Annotated in this window: 15 protein-coding genes; 12 read left to right on the top strand and 3 right to left on the bottom strand. The window is 67.4% G+C overall.

What is annotated here, in order from left to right; genetic code table 11:
• Positions 1-69 precede the first annotated feature (69 nt).
• Together AC6BOR_RS05225 and AC6BOR_RS05220 are read left to right on the top strand one after the other, a co-directional pair.
• Positions 70-453 carry an acyl-CoA thioesterase gene (locus AC6BOR_RS05225; protein ID WP_498060136.1) on the top strand — a complete coding sequence of 128 codons (384 nt, stop codon included), beginning with the start codon at positions 70-72 and terminating at the stop codon, positions 451-453.
• 32 nt (positions 454-485) lie between these two features.
• A complete protein-coding gene (locus tag AC6BOR_RS05220; RefSeq protein ID WP_498060135.1) occupies positions 486-1,364 on the top strand; it encodes an NAD(P)-dependent oxidoreductase in 879 nt (292 codons plus the stop codon).
• Here AC6BOR_RS05220 and AC6BOR_RS05215 read toward each other — a convergent pair.
• Positions 1,355-2,533 (bottom strand): aspartyl/asparaginyl beta-hydroxylase domain-containing protein, encoded by a 1,179-nt coding sequence (locus tag AC6BOR_RS05215; RefSeq protein WP_498060134.1) that lies wholly within the window; start codon positions 2,531-2,533, stop codon positions 1,355-1,357. The genes AC6BOR_RS05220 and AC6BOR_RS05215 overlap by 10 nt on opposite strands.
• Positions 2,534-2,613: 80 nt before the next feature.
• On the opposite strand from AC6BOR_RS05215, the gene AC6BOR_RS05210 reads away from it, so the two are divergent.
• The 10 genes from AC6BOR_RS05210 to AC6BOR_RS05165 all read left to right on the top strand — a co-directional run bounded on the left by AC6BOR_RS05210 (position 2,614) and on the right by AC6BOR_RS05165 (position 14,734).
• Positions 2,614-3,144, top strand: coding sequence for a GNAT family N-acetyltransferase (locus tag AC6BOR_RS05210; protein WP_498060133.1), 531 nt, complete (start codon positions 2,614-2,616; stop codon positions 3,142-3,144).
• 13 nt (positions 3,145-3,157) lie between these two features.
• Positions 3,158-4,801: an amidohydrolase gene (locus AC6BOR_RS05205; protein WP_498060132.1), complete on the top strand. Its 1,644-nt coding sequence runs from the start codon at positions 3,158-3,160 to the stop codon at positions 4,799-4,801.
• A 441-nt stretch (positions 4,802-5,242) separates the two neighbouring features.
• Positions 5,243-6,709: an amidase family protein gene (locus AC6BOR_RS05200; RefSeq protein WP_498060131.1), complete on the top strand. Its 1,467-nt coding sequence runs from the start codon at positions 5,243-5,245 to the stop codon at positions 6,707-6,709.
• A 102-nt stretch (positions 6,710-6,811) separates the two neighbouring features.
• The gene (locus tag AC6BOR_RS05195; protein WP_498060130.1) at positions 6,812-9,907 is read left to right on the top strand and encodes an autotransporter outer membrane beta-barrel domain-containing protein; all 3,096 of its coding nucleotides are present in this window, start codon (positions 6,812-6,814) and stop codon (positions 9,905-9,907) included.
• Between the two features lie 29 nt (positions 9,908-9,936).
• A complete protein-coding gene (gene cuyA, locus AC6BOR_RS05190; protein WP_498060129.1) occupies positions 9,937-10,938 on the top strand; it encodes a D-cysteate sulfo-lyase in 1,002 nt (333 codons plus the stop codon).
• Between the two features lie 10 nt (positions 10,939-10,948).
• Positions 10,949-11,422 carry a VOC family protein gene (locus AC6BOR_RS05185; protein WP_498060128.1) on the top strand — a complete coding sequence of 158 codons (474 nt, stop codon included), beginning with the start codon at positions 10,949-10,951 and terminating at the stop codon, positions 11,420-11,422.
• Entirely contained in the window at positions 11,419-12,132 is a 714-nt protein-coding gene (gene cuyB, locus AC6BOR_RS05180; protein ID WP_498060127.1) for a cysteate racemase, read from the top strand. Before AC6BOR_RS05185 ends, cuyB begins: the two co-directional genes overlap by 4 nt.
• Positions 12,129-13,244, top strand: coding sequence for a zinc-binding dehydrogenase (locus AC6BOR_RS05175; protein ID WP_498060126.1), 1,116 nt, complete (start codon positions 12,129-12,131; stop codon positions 13,242-13,244). The genes cuyB and AC6BOR_RS05175 overlap by 4 nt, the downstream gene beginning before the upstream one ends.
• Before the next feature lie 132 nt (positions 13,245-13,376).
• Positions 13,377-14,123 (top strand): prepilin peptidase, encoded by a 747-nt coding sequence (locus AC6BOR_RS05170; RefSeq protein WP_498060125.1) that lies wholly within the window; start codon positions 13,377-13,379, stop codon positions 14,121-14,123.
• Positions 14,120-14,734: a prolyl hydroxylase family protein gene (locus AC6BOR_RS05165; RefSeq protein WP_498060124.1), complete on the top strand. Its 615-nt coding sequence runs from the start codon at positions 14,120-14,122 to the stop codon at positions 14,732-14,734. The genes AC6BOR_RS05170 and AC6BOR_RS05165 overlap by 4 nt, the downstream gene beginning before the upstream one ends.
• A gap of 121 nt (positions 14,735-14,855) precedes the next feature.
• Here AC6BOR_RS05165 and AC6BOR_RS05160 read toward each other — a convergent pair whose 3' ends face one another.
• Together AC6BOR_RS05160 and AC6BOR_RS05155 are read right to left on the bottom strand one after the other, a co-directional pair.
• Positions 14,856-17,525 (bottom strand): TonB-dependent receptor domain-containing protein, encoded by a 2,670-nt coding sequence (locus tag AC6BOR_RS05160; RefSeq protein WP_498060123.1) that lies wholly within the window; start codon positions 17,523-17,525, stop codon positions 14,856-14,858.
• Between the two features lie 77 nt (positions 17,526-17,602).
• The gene (locus AC6BOR_RS05155) at positions 17,603-19,138 is read right to left on the bottom strand and encodes a beta-helix domain-containing protein (protein ID WP_498060122.1); all 1,536 of its coding nucleotides are present in this window, start codon (positions 19,136-19,138) and stop codon (positions 17,603-17,605) included.
• Positions 19,139-19,160 lie beyond the last annotated feature (22 nt).

The raw sequence follows: 19,160 nt of genomic DNA, 5'->3' as shown, positions 1-19,160 counted from the left end.
GCTGGTCAAGACTTGACCGGCCCCGAAAAACATGAGCAATTCATCATGTTTCTGGCGGGAGGCGGTGTGATGTATCGGCATGATGTGGCAGTGGCAGCGGCCGACATCGATCACATGGGCCATGTCAACAACGCCGTCTATCTGCGCTGGGTGCAGGATGCCGTGGTCGCCTATTGGCAGCACACCGCCCCGGCCGATGCGGTGGCCAGCCATCTGTGGGTGGCGCTGAACCACAACATCAATTATCGCCGCCCCGCTTTTCTGGATGATGATGTGGTGGCCAATGTGGTGGCCGATGGCGTCCAGGGCGCCCGTGCCTTTTTCACCACGTTGTTCCAGCGCGGTGAGCAGGTGATTGCCGAGGTGAAGAGCACCTGGTGCTGCATCGATGTTGCGACCATGCGCCCGGCACGGCTGGCCCGCGACGTTGTTTCCTTGTTCCTGCCAGATTGAAACCGCGCCCAGCGGGGTCTAAGCCCGCCGCCATGGGCATGAACATCGCATATCTTGGGCTGGGCGTGATGGGTGCGCCGATGGCGCGCCATCTGGCAAAGGCCGGCCACAGCCTCACCGTGTACAACCGCACGCTGTCCAAGGCCGAGGCCTGGGTCGCCGCCCATGGTGGGCGCAGTGCGGCCACTCCGGCGGCGGCGGCGGCCGGTGCCGACGTGGTGATTGCCTGCGTGGGCGCTGATGCTGATCTTGAGGCGGTGACGCTCGGGCCGGATGGTGCCTTTGTCGCCATGACGCCCGGTGCGCTGTTCATCGATCACACCACGGTGTCCGCTGCGATTGCCCGTCGGCTGGCTGCCGAGGGTGAAGCGCGCGGGCTGCTGGTGGTGGATGCGCCAGTGTCGGGCGGGCAGGCCGGGGCCGAGAATGGCAAGTTGACCATCATGGTGGGTGGCAGCGGTGGCGCCTTTGCGGCCGCCGAACCAGTGATGGCGGCTTATGCCCAGCGTATCGGCCATATGGGCCCGGCCGGCAGCGGACAATTGACCAAGATGGTCAACCAGTTGTGCATCGCCGGTATCCTGCAGGGCCTGTCGGAAGGGCTGGCGCTGGGCCTGAAGGCGGGGCTGGACATGGATGCCGTGGTCGACGTGATCAGCAAGGGCGCCGCCCAGAGCTGGCAGATGGACAATCGCGCCAGAACCATGACCCGCGGCCAGTTTGATTTCGGCTTTGCGGTGGACTGGATGCGGAAAGACCTTGGCCTTGCGTTGGACGAAGCCCGCCGCCTTGGCGTGCCGCTGCCGCTGACGGCCTTGGTCGATCAATTCTATGCCGACGTGCAGGCGATGGGCGGCAACCGCAACGACACGTCCAGCCTGATCCGGCGGCTGGTCCCCCCTCAGGCCTGATCCGCGTCATAGCCGGCGACCGATTCGAACAGGGCGGTCAGCCCGGCGCGTTCGGCGGCGCTGAGTTCAGGGCGCCAGATCTCAAAGATCAGCACAACGCGGATATCGTCGCTGTCGTTCCAGGCCTCATGCTCGATACTGTCGTCGAATATCAGCATCTTGCCAGCTTCGACGGTGCGGGTGTGGTTGCCAACGCGCAGGCGGCAGCCGGGCGGGACGATCAACGGCAGATGGCAGATCAGCCGGGTGTTCAGCATGCCATGATGCGGCTGGATATGGGTGTGCGGCGCCAGGATGGAGAACAGCCCCATCGGTGAATGGGCCTTGATGTGGGGCAGCGGCAGCCCAGCCAGGGCCGCCATGGTGGCCGGGCAGCGGCCGGCATTGGCTTCGAGCGGCTGGCCGTTCCGGAACAGGTGAAAGGCGCTCCAGCGCGGATCGTTCATCAGGCTGTGCGCCTTGGCCGGCCGGTCCCTGGGCGCCTCGACATAGGGGGCGACGCCGGCGCGGTTGGCCAGCACGGCCTCGGCCTCCGCGCGGATAGCCGGCATCTGGGCTTCAAGGCCGGCGGTCCAGCTGAATTCGGCCGGGTGATAAAAGGCGCGCTGGGGCAGGCCGGGGAAGTAGAAATTGGTCGGCTGTTGCAGCTGTGGCTGGGCCTGGCCGGTGAGGATGGTCAGGCATTCCGCGAACCGATCCCCGGTGGCGGTCTGGTCCACCCCGGCGTCGGCCAGGGCACGGTGCATGCTGCCAGCAAAGCGGCCCTGGATGGCGCTGACTTCGGCTTCGGCCTTCTGCAGCCGCTGCACCAGATCGGGGGGCAGCTGCTGATACATCTGGGCGGCATCAAGGGCGCGATGATACCAGCCCACGGCGGCGCGGTCGTCACCGGATTTGGTGAACAATTCCCCTTGCATCACAAGTGCATAGGGATTGTTGGCATCCATTTGCACCACGGTTGCCAGCGCGGCGTGGGCGGCTGGCCGGTCGTCCAGCATCTGGCAGCATTGCGCCAGCAGCAGCCACATCTGCACATTGGCCTGCCCGCTGTTGCAGATGGTCTGGAAGCAGGGGCGGGCGGCGGCGGCATCGCCGCGCTGCAGGGCGGCCACGCCCTGTTTGGCCAGCGCCTCCAGACGGGCGCGATCAGGGGGCGGGGTCAGCGTCATCGCACGTTCCTACTGCGCCGCGTCGCCCCTGCCAACAGCGGGTGCTTGCCAACGCCGGCGCGGCGGGCCATCGCTGTGCCATGGCCATCCGCTATCGCCCCGCCCGCCTGCCAGATGATGCGGCGCTGCTGATCGATCTCAATGCCGAATATCTGCAGTTCGTCTTCGATGGGGTGGCGCAGCGTTTTGCGGTGGGGTTGGGCGATATCTTCCCCGGCGGTGACATCCGCGCCTATCTGCCTGAAGCGCTTCCGAAAATTGTCGGTGAGGGACCGCCGCAGAGTGTATTTTACATTTTGGAATCCAATGGCCAGCCCATCGGCATGGGCGGGGTGCGGCGGGTGCGTGACGGCGTGTGCGAGATGAAGCGTGTCTATGTTCGCGATGGCGCCAAGGGGCAGGGACTGGGCCGGGCGCTGGTGGAACGCTTGATCGCCGATGGACAAGCCTTTGGTTATCAACAGATGTTTTTGGACACCGCGCCCACCTTGACCACCGCGATCGCGCTTTACGAAAGGCTGGGCTTTGCCCCCATCCCGGCCTATCCTGAGGTGGAGGTGCCGGCGATCATGCACAAGCACTGGATCTTCATGTCGAAATTATTGGTATAACAGGGGAAATATCATGAGAACGCTGTTGTTCGCGCTGGCGCTTGGGGTGTCGCTGCCGGCGCTGGCCGATACGGTCTACACCAATGCCAATGGCTACACGCTGGATGGCAAAGGCGACCTGCAGCGCTTTGCCACCCTGGTGGTGGACGACAATGGCAAGGTGAAGGCGACGCTGCCGGCCAATGCCGCGCTGCCGGCCGGCACCGCCATCGACATGAAGGGCGCGACGCTGTGGCCCGGCCTGATTGATGCGCACGGCCATGTCATGCGGCTGGGCGAATTGAAGCTGGTGGTGGACCTGCGCGACAGCGCCTCCATCCCTGAAGCGCTGGCCCGCATCAAGGCCGGCATTCCGGCGGCCGGCTGGATCATGGGCCGCGGCTGGAACCAGGAACGCTGGTATGCCGATGGCAAGCTGATCAACCGCTTCCCGACCGCGGCCGAACTGGACAGCGTGACCGGCGACCGCCCGGCCGCCATGTCGCGTGTGGATGGCCATGCGCTGTGGGCCAACAGCGCCGCGATGAAGGCCGCCGGCATCACGAAGGACAGCAAGGCCCCCGATGGCGGCGAGATCATCCGCGATGCCGCCGGCAATCCCACCGGCGTGTTTGTGGACAAGGCGATGGCGTTGATCACGCGGGCGATCCCCAAGGATGATCCGGCGCACCTGGATCTGGTGCTGACCAAGAGCCTTGAAACCATGGCGGAAGTGGGCCTGACCGGCGCGCATGATGCCGGCATGGACAAGGACACATGGGACCGGTACGTCCGCTTTGCCAAGGCCGGCAAGCTGACGGCGCGCATCTATGCCATGGCGGGCGGCCCCGAGAACCGCAAGGCCATCGCGCCCAAGGGGCCGATCCCCTGGAGTTACAATGATCTTGTCGCCATGCAGGCGATGAAGCTGGTTTCGGACGGGGCGCTGGGCAGCCGCGGCGCCTATCTGATCGCGCCTTATGCCGACATGCCCTCCACCCGCGGGCTGGAGATCACCCCGGCTGACAAGCTGAAAACCTATGTCACCGAAGCATCGGCCGAGGGGTTCCAGGTCAACACCCATGCCATTGGGGACCAGGCCAACCGATCGACCATGGATGCCTATGCCGCGGTGCCGCTGGCCCAGCGCATCGCGCTGCGCCACCGCAACGAGCATGCCCAGATTGTCGACATGGCCGATCTCGGCCGCTTTGCCGAGCTGAAGGTGATCGCATCGATGCAGCCGACCCACGCCACGTCGGACAAGGGCATGGCCGAAGCGCGGCTGGGCGAAGGCCGGCTGGGCGGCGCCTATGCCTGGGCACAGATCAAGAAGAGCGGGGCGGAACTGGCCCTTGGCAGCGATTTCCCGGTGGAGCCGCCCGATCCGATGTTCGGCATCCATGCCGCCGTCACCCGGCAATCGCGCGATGGCTTGCCGGCCGGCGGCTGGCGGCCGTGGGAGAAGCTGAGCCTGGTGGATGCCTTTGCCGGCTTCACCACCTGGGCGGCGCGAGCCGGCCATGCCGAAGCCAAGGTCGGCACGCTGGAGCCGGGCAAATGGGCCGATTTCATCACGCTGGAACGCGACCCGTTCGCGGCGCCGGAAGGCGAATTGTGGCAGATCAAGGTGACCGGCACCTGGCTGGCGGGCAAACAGGTGTTCAAGCGCAAGTGAGGCTTTGATCCTCCCCCTCTGGGGGAGGTGCCCGCAGGGCGGAGGGGGCGGAGAGGACCGCGCTTGCCGGCCCCTCCGTCACGCTTCGCGTGCCACCTCCCCATCCTGCGGCTGGGGAGGATCATTTTTTGCTGAATTTTCAAGGAGCGGGGTGATTATCGCCTGAGATGGGGCGTGTAGGACAGGCCATGGTTCAGGCCTTTGAAAATGCAGCGGAAAATTTGTCGGCTGTGGCCGGATTGGGTGGAATGTTGGGATTCGCGGGTGATTTTGCGTGGCAGAAGTGGCCCATTTTGCGCCCGCCATTGCGCGCGCGGTGACCGCAGGTCGCGCGCCGGTGACCGCAGGTCGTGCGGCGGTGACCGCGGTTCGGGCTGGCGTGACGGATGCTGGCGTGCCAGTCTCCACAAAAATCTGGGCCAAGATCTGGGGAGGTTGGACATGGCCGATTTCAGCATGAACCGCCGGCAATTGCTGGCCAGTGGTGCTGCGCTGGCAGCAGCGCCGGCGCTGGCGCAGACGCCGGCGGCGGCCGATGATGCGACCGCGCTGGCTGCCCGCATCCGCAGCGGGGAGACGACGGCGCGCGACGCCCTGCTGGCGGCGCTGGACCGGGCAGAGGCGGCGCAGGCCAAGCTCAATTTTGCCATCCTGATCGACCGGCCCGGTGCCGTGTCGCGCCTGCCGGCCGCCGAGCGCACGCCGTCGATCCCGACCTTCATCAAGGACCTGAACGACTACAAGGGCTGGCCGACGAAGAACGGCAGCCGGGCGTTCGAGGCTGTGCCGCCGGCCACCGCCAACGAGCGGTTTGTCGATGCCTTTTGCCAGATGAACGTGAACCCGATCGGCAAGACGGCAACGCCGGAATTCGGCCTGATGTGCGTGACCGAGCCCCTGAGCCACGGCCCCACCCGCAATCCGTGGAACCCGGATTTTTCCACCGGCGGATCGTCGGGCGGCAGCGCCGCGGCGGTGGCGGCCGGGGTGGTGCCGATTGCCCATGCCAATGATGGCGGTGGTTCGATCCGCATCCCGGCCAATCTGTGCGGCCTGTTCGGCTTCAAGCCCAGCCGCAGCCGGCTGGCCGGCCAGAAACGGGACGACAATCCGGCCGCCGTGGCCGTGGACCATGTGTTGACCCGCAGCGTGCGCGATGCCGCGCTGACCATGGTGGCCCTGCAGGGCCAGGATGTGCCGGGCATGGCACCGATCCCGCGCCTGAACGGCCCGGTGGGGGAACGCTTCCGCATCGGCGTGATCACCGCCGGGGCCGACAATCTACAGCCTGATGCCGAGGTGCTGGGCGGCATGGCGCGCACCCGCGATCTGCTGAAGTCCATGGGCCACAGCGTGTTCGATGTCGCCTGGCCCTTTGATCCGCAGGCCTTTGCCCGCGATTTCACCCTGTTGTGGGCGATGGGCGCGGCGGAATCGGTGGCCGGCGTGAACAAGGCCTTCGGGCCCGATGGCGTGGCGAAGCTGGAGCCGTTGACCCGCTATCTCGCTGCTATGGGTGCTGGCGTGTCGCAGGCCGATGCCGGCGCGCTGATGGGCCGGCTGGCCGGTTATCGCGATGCCTACAACGCCAGTTTCCGCGAGCATGATCTGCTGCTGACCCCGGTGCTGGCCCGCCATGCCATTCCGGTGGGCCTGTTGGGCCATCACCGCCCGCCCGCCGACGTGATGGCCGACATGATGCGCATCGTCGCCTATACACCGGTGCAGAATCTGGCCGGTGCGCCTGCGATGAGCGTGCCGATCATGACGACCACATCGGGCCTGCCGCTGGGCATGCATCTGGCCGGGCGGCGCGGCGACGATGCCCGGCTGCTGGATCTGGCTTTCCAGCTGGAGCAGGCCGCGCCCTGGGCGCAGCGCCGGCCGCCGATCTGGTTTGGCGCCTGACCGGATTTTCACCGGCTTTGCGGTGGATTTTGCCGGTTCATCCGTTATTCAGGCGGCGCGCCGGCATTGCCGGCTGATCCTGCCTGTTGTCCCGGAAGGCCAATGATGACCGCTTCGCCCCTTGCTGCATTCCGCCTTGCCCTGCTGGCCGGAGGTGCCCTGTCGGGCGCGGCACTGGCGCAGAGCGTGACGATCAGCGCCAACCAGACGACCCCGATCGTCACCGGCACCGCCAACAATGGCCAGCCGGCGGATGTGACGGTGAACAGCGGCATCAGCGTGACCGTGGCCGATGGCACCGCCGCCACCATCAACAGCCCCAACAGCCTGACCAACGGCGGCACCATCAGCAACAGCGGCTCCACCAATGCGGTGGGTGTGCGCATCGATACCGGCGCGACCGGCAGCGGCAGCTTCACCAACAATGGCACGGTGTCGATCACCGGCACCGCCACGGGGGCCACCGGCAACATCGGCCTGTGGGTGGCCGGCAGTGGCACATTCACCGGCACCATCGGCGGCAGCACGACCTCACGCTTCACCGTGACCGGGGACAATGCCACCGGCGTGTGGATCGCAGCGCCGGTGGTGGGCAACATCACCCTGGGCGGCGCGGCCGTGAGCGGCACCAACAGCACCGGCATCCTGATCGCCGCGCCGTTGACCGGCAATCTGCAGACCTATGGCACGCTGGCGGCCACCGGCAGCGGCAGCACCGGCCTTGCCATACTGGCGCCGGTGACCGGCCGGGTGAACAATGGCGCCAACATCGTGGTGGGCGCCGATCAAAGCTTCAATTCATCGAACCAGCTGGTCGATGCGGTGGCGGGCGTGGCCGGCGTGCGCATCGGGGTATCGATCAGCGGCGGCTTTGCCAATGACCGTTATTATGTTGATGCATCGGGCGTGGTGCAGCCGCCGCCGGCCAGCGGCAGCACCACCACCAACACGCTGGTGCTGGGCAGCATCTCCACCTATGCCGGCACGCCGGCCATCCTGGTGGCCCCGGCCGGCACCGACAATGTCGTGCTGGGCGCGGTGGGCAGCGATGGTGATGCCTATGCCATCATCAACCGCGGCCGCATTTCGGCGCAGGGGCGCAACAAGGGCACCGCGCAAAGCGGCATCGTGGTGGGCGCCAGCGGGCTGGCCGCCGGCCGGGTGCGCCTGGCGGGCGGGATCAGCAACCAATCGGGTGCAGACATCACGGTGGGCGCGGTGGACGCGACCGCCATCGGCATCGATGTGCGCGCCGGCGCCATCGTGCCGGCGGTGGCCAATGCCGGCAACATCACGGTTTCCAGCGTCTTGACCCCGGCATCGGGCAGCACGCCGGCCGGCAGCGGCGGGGTGGCGGCAGCGATCGTGGCCCAGGCCGGCAGCAGCCTTGGCAGCGTGGTCAACAGCGGCACCATCACCGTGCAATCCAGCGGCAACAATGCCGCCTTTGGCGTGGTTGATCTGGGCGGCGGGCTGACCAGCATCGCCAACAGCGGCACCATCAAGGTGACGACATCGGTCAGCGGCCAGCCGGCGCGCGCCATCGATCTTTCAGCGAGCAATGCCGCCGTGGCGATCAGCAACAGCGGCAGCATCACCGGCGACATCGTGGGCGGCAACGGCGCGACGGCGGTGACGTTGACCGGTGGCACCATCACCGGCCGGCTGGCGCTGGGCAACGGGGCCAACAGCCTTGCCATGTCGGGCGGGGCGAAGATTTCCGGCGCGGTGACCAGCGGCGGTGCGCTGGCGCTGTCCCTGTCGGGCGCGACCGGGCTCGATCTTTCGGCCGGCACCGTGCCGACGCTGTCGAGCCTCGTCATGAGCGGATCCTCCACCCTGACCATTGCCGTGCGAAACGGCCAGCCTGGCGTGGTGGTGACGGGCGCGGCAAGCTTTGCCGACACATCCAAGCTGAAAGTGGCGGTGTCGGGCGTGACCAACAGCCAGACGCTGACCCTGTTGACCGCCGGTGGCGGCATCACCGCCAGCAATGCCGCGACGCTGGTGGACACGGCGAGCGTGCCGTTCCTTTACAGCCTGGGCAGCGCGCAGGTGGGCAGCAACGCCGTGACGGTGACGCTGAACCGCAAGACGGCGGCGCAGGTGGGGCTGGCCAGCGGCCTGACCAGCTTCTTTGACCAGTCGCTGGTGGCGCTGGCCAATGACACGACGCTGGGCCCGGCGATTGCCAACCTCGCCACCCAGGCCGAGCTGATCGCTGCCTATCGCGTGCTGGCCCCAGCGACGTTGAGCGGCGCGCCGATCCGCATGGCGGCGGCGATGGCCGATGCCGGGCAGGGCGCGGTGGCGCAGCGGCTGACCGCGCTGCGGCTGGGGGGCAGCCGCGACGAGCTGGGCAATCTGAATGGCCTGACGCTGTGGGCCCAGGAAAGCGGCAATTTCCTGCGCCAGGATGCCGGCGCCAACACCACGGGCTTTTCCGGCAACACGCTGGGCCTGGCGGTGGGCGCGGACATGCCGGTGATCGGGCTGGATGCGGTGGGCATCGCCTATAATATCGGCTGGTCGGATGTGTCTTATGGTGGTGTGGCGGGCAAGCCGCTGCTGATCACCACCAACCAGGTTGATCTTTATGTCGCCAAAAGCTTTGGCGGGCTGTTCGTGGCGGCCAGCGGCAATTATGGGTTTGCCACCTATAGTTCGCGGCGGGAATTCAGCTTTGGCACGCAGACGGGGGCGATCACCTCGGCCTGGCGCGGCACCAGCTATGGCGCGACTGGCACGCTGGGATACAGCTTCAAGAAGGGGCGGCTGGCGATCATGCCGTCGAACAGCATCAGCTGGCTGAAGCTGCAGCAGAACGGCTTCACCGAAAGCGGCGCCGGGGCGCTGGCGGTGACGATGGACAAATCGAACCAGACGCTGACCACCAACACGGCGGCGGTGACGGCCGATTATGTCGTGCCGTCGGGCGATGGCGCATGGCGGATCGGCCTGCGCGGCGGCTATGTCAGCCAGCTCGGCACATCAGCACTCGGGCTGACCGGGCGTTTTGCCGGCGGCGGCACCGATTTCGTGCTGAACGCCGATGCGATCCGGCCGAGCGAGTTGCAGGTGGGCGGCCAGTTTGCCTATTCGGGTGGCGGCTTTGTGGCGGCGCTGGGCTATGACCGGCGGCAATCCAATGTGTTCACCTCGCAATCGATCATGGCGACGCTGCGCTTTGCGATGTAAGCCAGCGGCCTGATTGGGAGACGATTGCGATGAACCTCGCCCGCTTTGCGCGCCGCCGTTACACACCGGGTTTCACCCCGCTGGAGGCGATGCCCCGGCTTTCGGCCCTGCTGGGCGCCGATCTGTGGATCAAGCGCGACGATCTTCTGGGCCTGGCCGGCGGCGGCAACAAGACCCGCAAGCTGGAATTCCTGGTGGCCGATGCGCTGGCGGGAGGGGCAGACACGCTGATCACCGTGGGGGCGCCGCAATCCAACCATTGCCGGTTGACGCTGGCGGCGGCAGCCAAGGAAGGCCTGGCCTGCCGCCTGGTGATCGAGGAGCGGGTGCCCGGCAGCTACAGCCCGGCGGCGCTGGGCAACAACCTGCTGTTTGACCTGATGGGCGCGGAGAGCATCCGCATGGTCAAGGCCGGCAGCGATCTTGCCGCCGAACTGGCCGAGGAGGCCGCGGCGGTGACGGCGGCTGGGCGCAAACCCTATGTGATCGTGGGTGGCGGCTCCAACCCGCTGGGCGCGCTCGGCTATGCCGCCTGCGCGCAGGAAATCATGGCCCAGGCCTTTGATGCTGGGGTGGCGTTTGACCGGATCGTGGTGGCATCGGGCAGCGCCGGCACCCACAGCGGGCTGATCGCCGGGCTGGTCGCGTTGAACGCCGGGATCCCGGTGACCGGCATCAACGTGCGCCGGCCGCGCGCCGAACAGGAAGCCAATGTTCTGAAACTGGCCGAGGCCACGGCCGATCTGCTCGGCACGCCGCGCCCGCAGGCGGCGGACATCGTGGCACTCGCCGATTGGGTGGGGCCCGGTTACTCGCTGCCCACGCGCGAGATGGTGGAGGCGGTACGGCTGGTGGCGCGGAGTGAGGGTATCTTGCTCGACCCGGTGTACAGCGGCAAGGCGATGGCCGGACTGATCGCGCTGGCGCGGGCCGGGGCGTTCACGGGCGAGCGGGTGCTGTTCCTGCACACCGGCGGTTCGCCATCGTTGCCGGCCTTTGCCGATGTGTTGCGCGATCCGGCGCTGAATTGAGGAGCCCCGCATGACCGGCCATCGCATCTGCCTCTGGTTTGACCGCGATGCCGAGGCGGCGGCGCGATTCTATGCCGAGACCTTTCCGGATTCGGCCGTTCTCGCCGTGCACCGGTCGCCGGTTGATCTGCCGCACCTTGCGGCCGGCGATGTCATCACTGTTGATTTCACCGTCCTCGGCATCGCCTGCATGGGGCTGAATGGCGGCCCGGCCTTTGCGCAGAGCGAGGCCTTTTCCTTCCAGGTCGCCACCGACACCCAGGAAGAGACTGACCGTTACTGGAACGCCATTGTTGGCAATGGCGGGGCGGAAAGCGCCTGCGGCTGGTGCAAGGACCGCTGGGGCGTCAGCTGGCAGATCACGCCCAGGGTGTTGACCGAAGCCACGACGGCTGGGGGCGCGGTGGCCGAGCGGGCCTTTGCCGCGATGATGAGGATGGGCAAGATCGACATTGCCGCCATCGAGGCGGCGGTGCGCGGTTGAGCGCCGATCGCGCGGTTGATGTGATCGTGCCCGGCTGGCGCACCATCGGCGTGATCGGCGGCATGGGGCCGGCGGCCACGGCCGATTTCCTGGGCCTGCTGGTGGCCGGGGTGGCGGCGGCGCGCGATACCGATCATCCGCGCGTGCTGATCGATTCCAACCCGCATGTGCCTGATCGCAACGCAGCGGCGCTGCATGGCGCGGCCTCCCCCGGGCCGGCGCTGGCGGCGATGGCGCAAGGGCTGGTGCGCCAAGGGGCGGAGGTGCTGGCGATGCCCTGCAACGCCGCCCATGGCTGGGCCGCTGCCATCACCGCTGCGCCCTTCGTCTCGATGATCGATGCCGCCGTGGCCGAGGCCATGGCGTATTGCCCGCAGGCGATCGGCGTGCTGGGCGTGGGGGCGACGCTGGCGCTGGATCTGTATGGCAGGGCCAGCCCGGTGCCGGTGCTGCCCGGCGATCTGGCCGTGGTGCAGCCGGCGGTCAATGCCATCAAGGCCGGGGACACCGGCGCTGCGGTGCGGCTGGCGCTGGCCGGCGAGGCGGCGCGGCTGCGCGATGCCGGGGCGGAGGTGATCATCGCCGCCTGCACCGAGGTGCCGCTGGTGCTGCGTGCCGGCGATGTGCCGCTGCCGCTGATCAATTCCACCGCCGCGCTGGCCCGCGCGACATTGGCGGCGGCCCGTTTGCCCGATAGGGTGGCGCCATGATCAGCACCACCACCGCCGCCGTCCTTTCTGCGATGGGCGCTGCCCAGCCTTATGCCGGGAGCCGGCCGCTGACGCTGAAGACGCTGGACCTGGCGCCGCCGGGGCCGGGCGAGCTCTTGGTGGCCATCGAGGCGGCTGGCCTGTGCCACAGCGATTTGTCGGTGGTGAACGCCGACCGGCCGCGGCCGATGCCGATGGCGCTGGGGCATGAGGCGGTGGCGCGCGTGATCGCCGCCGGGCCGGGCGCACGGCTGCAGCCCGGCGCGCGGGTGGTGATGGCGTTTCTGCCCGCCTGTGGCCATTGCGGTGCCTGCCATGCCGGCGAACCCTGGCTGTGCAGCAATGGCGCGGCGGCCAATGGCAAGGGCGAATTGCTGGGCGGCGGCTTCCGGCTCAGCGATTGCGGCCACCATGTGCACCATCATCTGGGGCTGTCGGCCTTTGCCAGCCATGCCGTGATCGATGAACGCAGCTGCGTGGTGATCGATGATGATATTCCGGCCGAGATTGCCGCGCTGTTCGGCTGCGCGGTGCTGACCGGCGTGGGCGCGGTGTTCAATTCGGCCGTGGTGCGGCCCGGTGAAAGCGTGGCGATCTGGGGCCTGGGCGGTGTGGGCCTGGCCGCCCTGCTGGGCGCGGTGGCTGCCGGGGGGGAGCCGGTGATTGCCATTGATCTGGTGGCGGAAAAGCGGGCGCTGGCGCTGGAGCTGGGCGCGCGCGCCGCCGTGGCCCCCGAAGACGCGGCGGCGGCCTTCGCCCAATATGGCAGCCCGCGTGTGGCCATCGAAAGCGTGGGCAAGGGCAGTGTGTTGGCCGAGGCGTATCGCACGGCGGCGCGCGGCGGGCGCATCGTCACCGTCGGCCTCCCCAACCCGGCTGACCCGTTCACCATCCCGGCGGTGAGCCTGGTGGCGGAGGCCAAGACGGTGATCGGCAGTTACATGGGATCGGCGGTGCCGGCGCGCGACATCCCGCGTTACATCGCGCTGTGGCGGGCCGGCCGGCTGCCGGTGGAACGGCTGCTGACCGGCGTGATGCCGCTGGCCGAGATCAACAGCGCGTTGGACGCGCTGGCCGGCGGCCAGGCGGTGCGGCAGATATTGATCCCGTGAGGTGAAGGGCGGACTGGGACGATCCTCCCCCTCTGGGGGAGGTGCCCGCAGGGCGGAGGGGGCGGCTGGGACCGTGCTTGGCCGCCCCCTCCGCCTCGCTCCGCTCGGCACCTCCCCCAGAGGGGGAGGATCATGATCGTCGCCCTTGGGGCCATCTTGGGCCTGGTCATCGGCAGTTTTCTGGCCGTGCTCACCGCCCGCTGGCCACGGGGGGAGGCGATCACCGGGCGGTCGCGCTGTGATGGCTGCGGGGTGCAGCTGGGTGTGCTCGAACTGGTTCCGGTGCTGAGCTTCCTGTGGTTGCGCGGGCGCTGCCGCCATTGTGGCATGGCCATTCATCGGCGGCATCTGGCCATCGAACTGGCCGGCGCGGTGGTGGGTGCGGTGATGCTCGCGCGCTGGCCGGTGCTGGCCGGGTTGGCGGCGGCGGTGCTGGGCTGGTGGCTGCTGGCGCTGATCGTGCTGGATGCCGAGCATCATTGGTTGCCCGACCGGCTGACGCTGCCGCTGATCCCGGCCGGGCTGGTGCTGGGCCAGTGGCTGGGCTTTGCGAGCCTGTGGGATCGCCTGTTCGCGGCGCTGCTGGGCTTTGCCGTGCTGACGGCGCTGCGGCTGGGCTGGCGGCTGCGCACCGGGCGGGAGGGCATGGGCGGCGGCGATTCCAAGCTGTTTGCCGGCATTGGCGGATTGGTGGGCCTGTTGCCGCTGCCGTTCATCCTCACCGGCGCGGCGCTGCTGGGGCTGGGCCTTGCGCTGCTGGACGCGGCGCGCGGGCGGGCAGTGAGTGGCACCACGGCGCTGCCGTTCGGGGCGTTGCTTGCCGGCATGACGCTGATATTGCTGATGATCGGCCCAGGCTGGTGGGAGCTGCTGCGATGAGATTTTCCGGTGCCCAGCGCGTGCCCGACAGCCGCGTCGAGATGTTCATCCGCAAGAAATTCCTGAGCGCGGACGAATGCATGGGCCTCATCGCCCTGATCGATGGCCTGCGCCGGCCGTCCACCATCACTGATGCCTATGGCGCCGATGCCGATTTCCGCACCAGCGAGACCGCCGATCTGCCCGGCGATGATCCGCTGGTTCGCGATGTCTATACGCGGCTCGCCGATTATGCCGGCCTGCCGATTGCCCATGCCGAGGCGTTGCAGGGCCAGCGCTATGCCCCCGGCCAGCAGTTCAAGGCCCACACCGATTATTTCGAGCCGACCGGCCTTGATTATTTCCCGCACACCGAAGATGGCGGCCAGCGCAGCTGGACCATGATGGTCTATCTGAACGAGCCCAGGGCCGGCGGGGCGACGCGCTTCGTGCATCTGAACAAGCTGATCCAGCCCGAGACTGGCAAGCTGGTCGCCTGGCACAACCGCACCGCCGATGGCGGGGTGAATGCCAACACGCTGCACGCCGGCATGCCGGTGCGCGCCGGGACCAAATATGTGATCACCGCCTGGTTCCGCGACCGGCCAAGGGCGCATCCGCCGGTGTGGTGAGGGGGCGCAGGGCCCCTCCGTCACGCTTCGCGTGCCACCTCCCCAAACAAGTTTGGGGAGGAATGAAAAAGCCGCCGGTGAGGGGGCTCACCGGCGGCAGTTCAGGGGTCAGGGACCTGGGTCAGAATTTGGCGCTGAGGCTGGCCTGGAAGCTGCGGCCCAGCACATAGGTGTTGGTGTCGATGCGGCTGGCGTTCAGACGCTGATATTCCTGGTAGCGGGTGTTGGTGAGGTTGCGGCCTTCCAGCTTGGCTTCGATCTCCTTGCCAAAGATCTTGAAGCCCTGGCGGATCACCACATCGAGGCGGATGCCCGGCTTTTCGACCAGATCGGGCTGGCCCGACGGGCCGCGGAAGGCGACGCGGTTGCTGGCATAGTTCAACAGGATCGTCTGTTCCGACAGGCCGGCATCATCCTGGAAGCCGAACTGCAGGTTGGCGACATGGTCGGACTGGCCGGTCAAGGGCAGCGAGCCGGTGCGGAAGATGTCGCTGGCCGGCACCACCTGGCCCGACAGCGGGAAGCGGGTGGTGTCCCCAGCCTTCACGCGGATCTGGCTGTCGGTGTAGGTATAGTTGGCCGAGACGAAGAAGCGGCGGGTTTCGAACAGGCCGCCCCAGCCAGAGAGGTCGAAATATTTCTGCGCTTCGATCTCGGCGCCATAGAGCCGGGCGTTGGGGGCGTTGGCAAAGGTGTTCTGGAAGGTGCCGCCCTGCACGAAGGCGATGGCATCGATCGGCTTGTCGATATCCTTGTAGAAGGCGCCAACGGCCAGCCGCTCGTCGCGGCCGAAATACCATTCATAACGGCCTTCGATGTTGATCAGTTCCGAATTCTCCAGGAACTGGTTGCCGAAGCTCAGGCGGTCGCTATCAGTGTCGAAATAGGGCTGCGGGGCCAGTTCGCGGAACTGCGGCCGGGCCACGGTTTTCGACGCCGAGAAGCGGAACTGCATGTCTTCGGCGAAGTTCCAGGTGAGGGTGGCGGCCGGCAGCCAATAATCCTGGTTGATGTTGGTGGGCTGGTTGAAGGCCGAGCCGGGGTTGGCGTTGAACACATCCTGCGGCACGACGCGCTGCTTGCCGCGTTCATAGCGCACGCCGAGCACAACCTGCACGCCGTCTGTCGGCTCCAGCTCCACCTGGCCATAGCCGGCGTTCACCGTCAGGTCCGCCTCATAGCGCGGGGCGACGGTGGAGATGGTGTTGAGGATGATGCCGTAGGTGTAGACGTTGAAATCCGACAGCAGGAAATCCGGGCGCTGCTGTGTCACCGCGCCGGGCAGGGCAGCGTTGGACTGGTAGCGATAGTCAAAGCGTTCCGACAGGCGCTCCGCCCGGCTATAGGCATAACCGGCGGCAAGGCGGATCGGGAAGGGGCCACCGCGGACCTTGTAGCCGAGGTCAAGCCCGGCGCCATACACATCCTCGTTGAGGCGGCTGAACGAGACCAGGCTGGATTGGCCGGGCGAACGCAGATCGTTCACATAATCGTTGAACTGCGCCGAGAAGGCATAGTTGTTGAAGCGTTCATAGGGGGCGAGACGCTTCGAATTGGCATAGGTGCCGCGTACATCGACCGTCAGATTGTCGAACTTGAATTCGCCGACGAGCTGCGTGTCGATCAACTGGCGGCGGAACTGGGCCGTGGCGTTTCGTTGCAGCAGCACGTCGCGGCCGACATTGATGTCGTCGATGCCGGTCTGGATGCGGGCTTCCTTGATGGTGTCGTTCACATAGACGTTGACGAAGCGGATCTTGTGTTCGCCGAACTCCGCACCGACCGAGAACAGGCCGTTCAGCACGCTGCGGAATTCGGTGGACGCGAAGTTGAAATCCTGATCGGGCAGCAGGGCGGCGTTGGCGCCGGTACCGGTTGCCCCGCCGGACAATTGCTGCTTGCCGGCCTTGGTCTGCCAATCGTTGGAAAAGCCGGCTGCGAACACGAAGCCCAGGCGCGCATCGCCCACGTCAAAGGCGCGGCCGCCCGACATGTTCACGCTCCAGTTCACCGGGATATTGTCGTTACGGAAGATCACGTTGGTTTCGGCATTGGCCAGGGTTGCGGTGATATCCTGCAGCTGGCGCAACGTGTAATTGCCACCGACCGCAAGCGCCGTCCCGGCGTTCTGGCTGGCGGCGATGCCGGCCGGCAGACGGCGCACACCATCGTCAAAGCCGGTCCAGTCCTTGGTGCCGCCGGCATAGACATAGCCGAGCTGGCCGGTGGTGGCCGTGTTGGCGCCGATGCTGCCGCCGATGTTGAAAAAGGGTTCCTTGGGCACGGCGCGGGTGGTGAGGTTGATGACGCCGCCGCCGAATTCGCCGGGGAAGTTCACCGAATAGCTTTTCTGCACCACGCTGGAGGCCAGCACCGAAGTGGGGAATAGATCCAGCGGCACGACGCGGCGCAGCGGATCGGGGGAGGGGATCGGCAGGCCGTTCAGCAGGGCCAGCGAATAGCGTTCGCCAAGGCCGCGAACATAGACGAAGCGGCCGCCCACGACGGACAGGCCGGTGACGCGCTTCAGGGCGCCGGCAATGTCGCCCTCGCCGGTGCGGGCGATGTCGGCGGCCGACAGCACGGAGACCACTTCGCGGCTGGCGCGGATGGTGTTGGGGATGCGGGTGCCGACGACGACGATCTCGTCATTGCCGCCACCGGGGGCCGACACGTCAACCTCTTCCTCGGCCGGCGGTTGGGTGGCCGGGGGTGCAGGCGGCGCGGCCTGTGCCAGCGCCGGTGCGGCAAGGCCGGCCAGCATGGTGGTGGACAGGAGCAGGCGGATCATGGTCGTCATGGCAAAACCCCGGCGATGATGGGCAAAGGCCCGGCCGCCGGACTGGCGGCCGGGCCTTGGTTGGGGGATCAGCGGATCGGCGACGGCGCGGCTTCGCACGACGTGGCACCAGCGCCCACGCCGCAGGTCCAGCCGGTGTACCAGGTGTCGGTGGCGTTGCGGAACGCGCCGACGAATGTGGTTTCATCGAAGAAGGTGCCGGTGCCGGTATAGGCGGTGCGCGGGTTGGTGGCCGTGGCGCCGGTTTCGAACGTGCCGGGCAGGAACAGGCTGGTGAGGGTGAGCGTCACCGGCGGCAGCAGATTGTTGTTGCCGGTGATGATCGGGGTGATGGTGGCCAGCGGCACATCGCTTTCGTCGCGGGCAGCGCCCGAGCAGCCGAAGATCACCGACCGGAAGATTGGTGCACCCGCTTCATCGGTGGCAGCATCGGCGGTGGTCACCGCCGTCTGGGCGCCGTCGATATCAAGGCACAGGCCGGTGGCCGTGGTGTTGTTGATGATGCCGTTCACCAGGCCATAATCGGTGCCGCCGCGCAGCAGCACGCTGTCAGGGGTGCGGCGGCCGATGAACGTGAAGTTGGCGATGCGCGGGTTGGAGCGCGGGGTGCGCGCTTCGTTGCCGGCGGTATCGGCTTCGACCACGCGGTCGCCGCCGTCGGTGCGCTGCACCACCAGCACATATTGCAGCAGGCCCTTGTAGCCCAGGTCGGTATCAAGGCTGTCATCGTCGGCGCCGGTGATGACGATATTCTTGTGGTTCACGCGGCCGCCAAACCATTCGATGCCATCGTCCGAGCTGTTGTGAACCTGGATGAAGCTGGCGAAGGTGCCGGAACCGACGCCCGCCAGCGTGATGCCATTGAGTTCGTTGCCAGGGCTCACTTCGAAGCCGGGATAGCGGACCTGAATATAGGCGAGGCGGCCCGAATTGTCGGTGGGGCTGCCGCCGCCATAGAAGGCGCCGGTGAGGCCTTCGACCGCCGATTGGCAGCTGACCGTGCCCGGCGTGGCGCCGGCGCCAACGCAGGTGTGGATCGGCGCGCGGCCAAGGATGACGATACCACCCCACTGGCCGATGGAGGAGGCATTGACCGTGCCTTCCATGTTGGAGCGGCTGGTGAAGACGATCGGGCGGGTGGCGGTGCCTTCAGCGAAGATCTGCGAACCGCGGTTGACCACCAGCGCATCGGCGCCCGACGAGCCGAAGATCACCACGCCAGGTTCGATGGTGAGGATGCCCTGCTGGCCACCGGCGGCCGGGGCGGCCGGATCAGCGCCCAGATCGATGCCGACATTGACGCGGCCCGACAGCGAATAGACGACACCGCGCAGGTTGGCGAGGGTGAGGCCGCCGGTGATGGTGCCGGAAATCTGGCAGTTCCTGAGATTGTTGATCACGCCCACGTTGGTCGTGCCGGTGGGGCAGCTGTCGGCCGGGCCGGTGGGGGTGGGTGTGGGCGTCGGGGTGGGCGCCGGGGCCGGGGCCGGCGGCGGGGTGACCAGCGTGCCTTCGCCCGGCGAGGCGATGTTGGAAGCGCCATCGCAGGCGGCGAGCGCCACGGCGGACGTGATCAGCAGCAGAGCGCGGAGACGGGTGTTCATCGCGTTGGTTCCTTGCGGCCCG

The organism is Sandarakinorhabdus sp. FBCC-B8862, assembly GCF_059745315.1.
Note: the sequence above shows the minus strand (reverse complement) of the source record. Positions and strands in the feature narration are given on the sequence as shown.

Bases quoted from the DNA above. Each gene is read 5' to 3' on its own strand.
- AC6BOR_RS05225 (WP_498060136.1), top strand. From the start codon at position 70: ATGTATCGGCATGATGTGGCAGTGGCAGCGGCCGACATCGATCACATG.
- AC6BOR_RS05220 (WP_498060135.1), top strand. From the start codon at position 486: ATGGGCATGAACATCGCATATCTTGGGCTGGGCGTGATGGGTGCGCCG.
- AC6BOR_RS05215 (WP_498060134.1), bottom strand. From the start codon at position 2,533: ATGACGCTGACCCCGCCCCCTGATCGCGCCCGTCTGGAGGCGCTGGCC.
- AC6BOR_RS05210 (WP_498060133.1), top strand. From the start codon at position 2,614: ATGGCCATCCGCTATCGCCCCGCCCGCCTGCCAGATGATGCGGCGCTG.
- AC6BOR_RS05205 (WP_498060132.1), top strand. From the start codon at position 3,158: ATGAGAACGCTGTTGTTCGCGCTGGCGCTTGGGGTGTCGCTGCCGGCG.
- AC6BOR_RS05200 (WP_498060131.1), top strand. From the start codon at position 5,243: ATGGCCGATTTCAGCATGAACCGCCGGCAATTGCTGGCCAGTGGTGCT.
- AC6BOR_RS05195 (WP_498060130.1), top strand. From the start codon at position 6,812: ATGATGACCGCTTCGCCCCTTGCTGCATTCCGCCTTGCCCTGCTGGCC.
- cuyA (WP_498060129.1), top strand. From the start codon at position 9,937: ATGAACCTCGCCCGCTTTGCGCGCCGCCGTTACACACCGGGTTTCACC.
- AC6BOR_RS05185 (WP_498060128.1), top strand. From the start codon at position 10,949: ATGACCGGCCATCGCATCTGCCTCTGGTTTGACCGCGATGCCGAGGCG.
- AC6BOR_RS05175 (WP_498060126.1), top strand. From the start codon at position 12,129: ATGATCAGCACCACCACCGCCGCCGTCCTTTCTGCGATGGGCGCTGCC.
- AC6BOR_RS05170 (WP_498060125.1), top strand. From the start codon at position 13,377: ATGATCGTCGCCCTTGGGGCCATCTTGGGCCTGGTCATCGGCAGTTTT.
- AC6BOR_RS05165 (WP_498060124.1), top strand. From the start codon at position 14,120: ATGAGATTTTCCGGTGCCCAGCGCGTGCCCGACAGCCGCGTCGAGATG.
- AC6BOR_RS05160 (WP_498060123.1), bottom strand. From the start codon at position 17,525: ATGATCCGCCTGCTCCTGTCCACCACCATGCTGGCCGGCCTTGCCGCA.
- AC6BOR_RS05155 (WP_498060122.1), bottom strand. From the start codon at position 19,138: ATGAACACCCGTCTCCGCGCTCTGCTGCTGATCACGTCCGCCGTGGCG.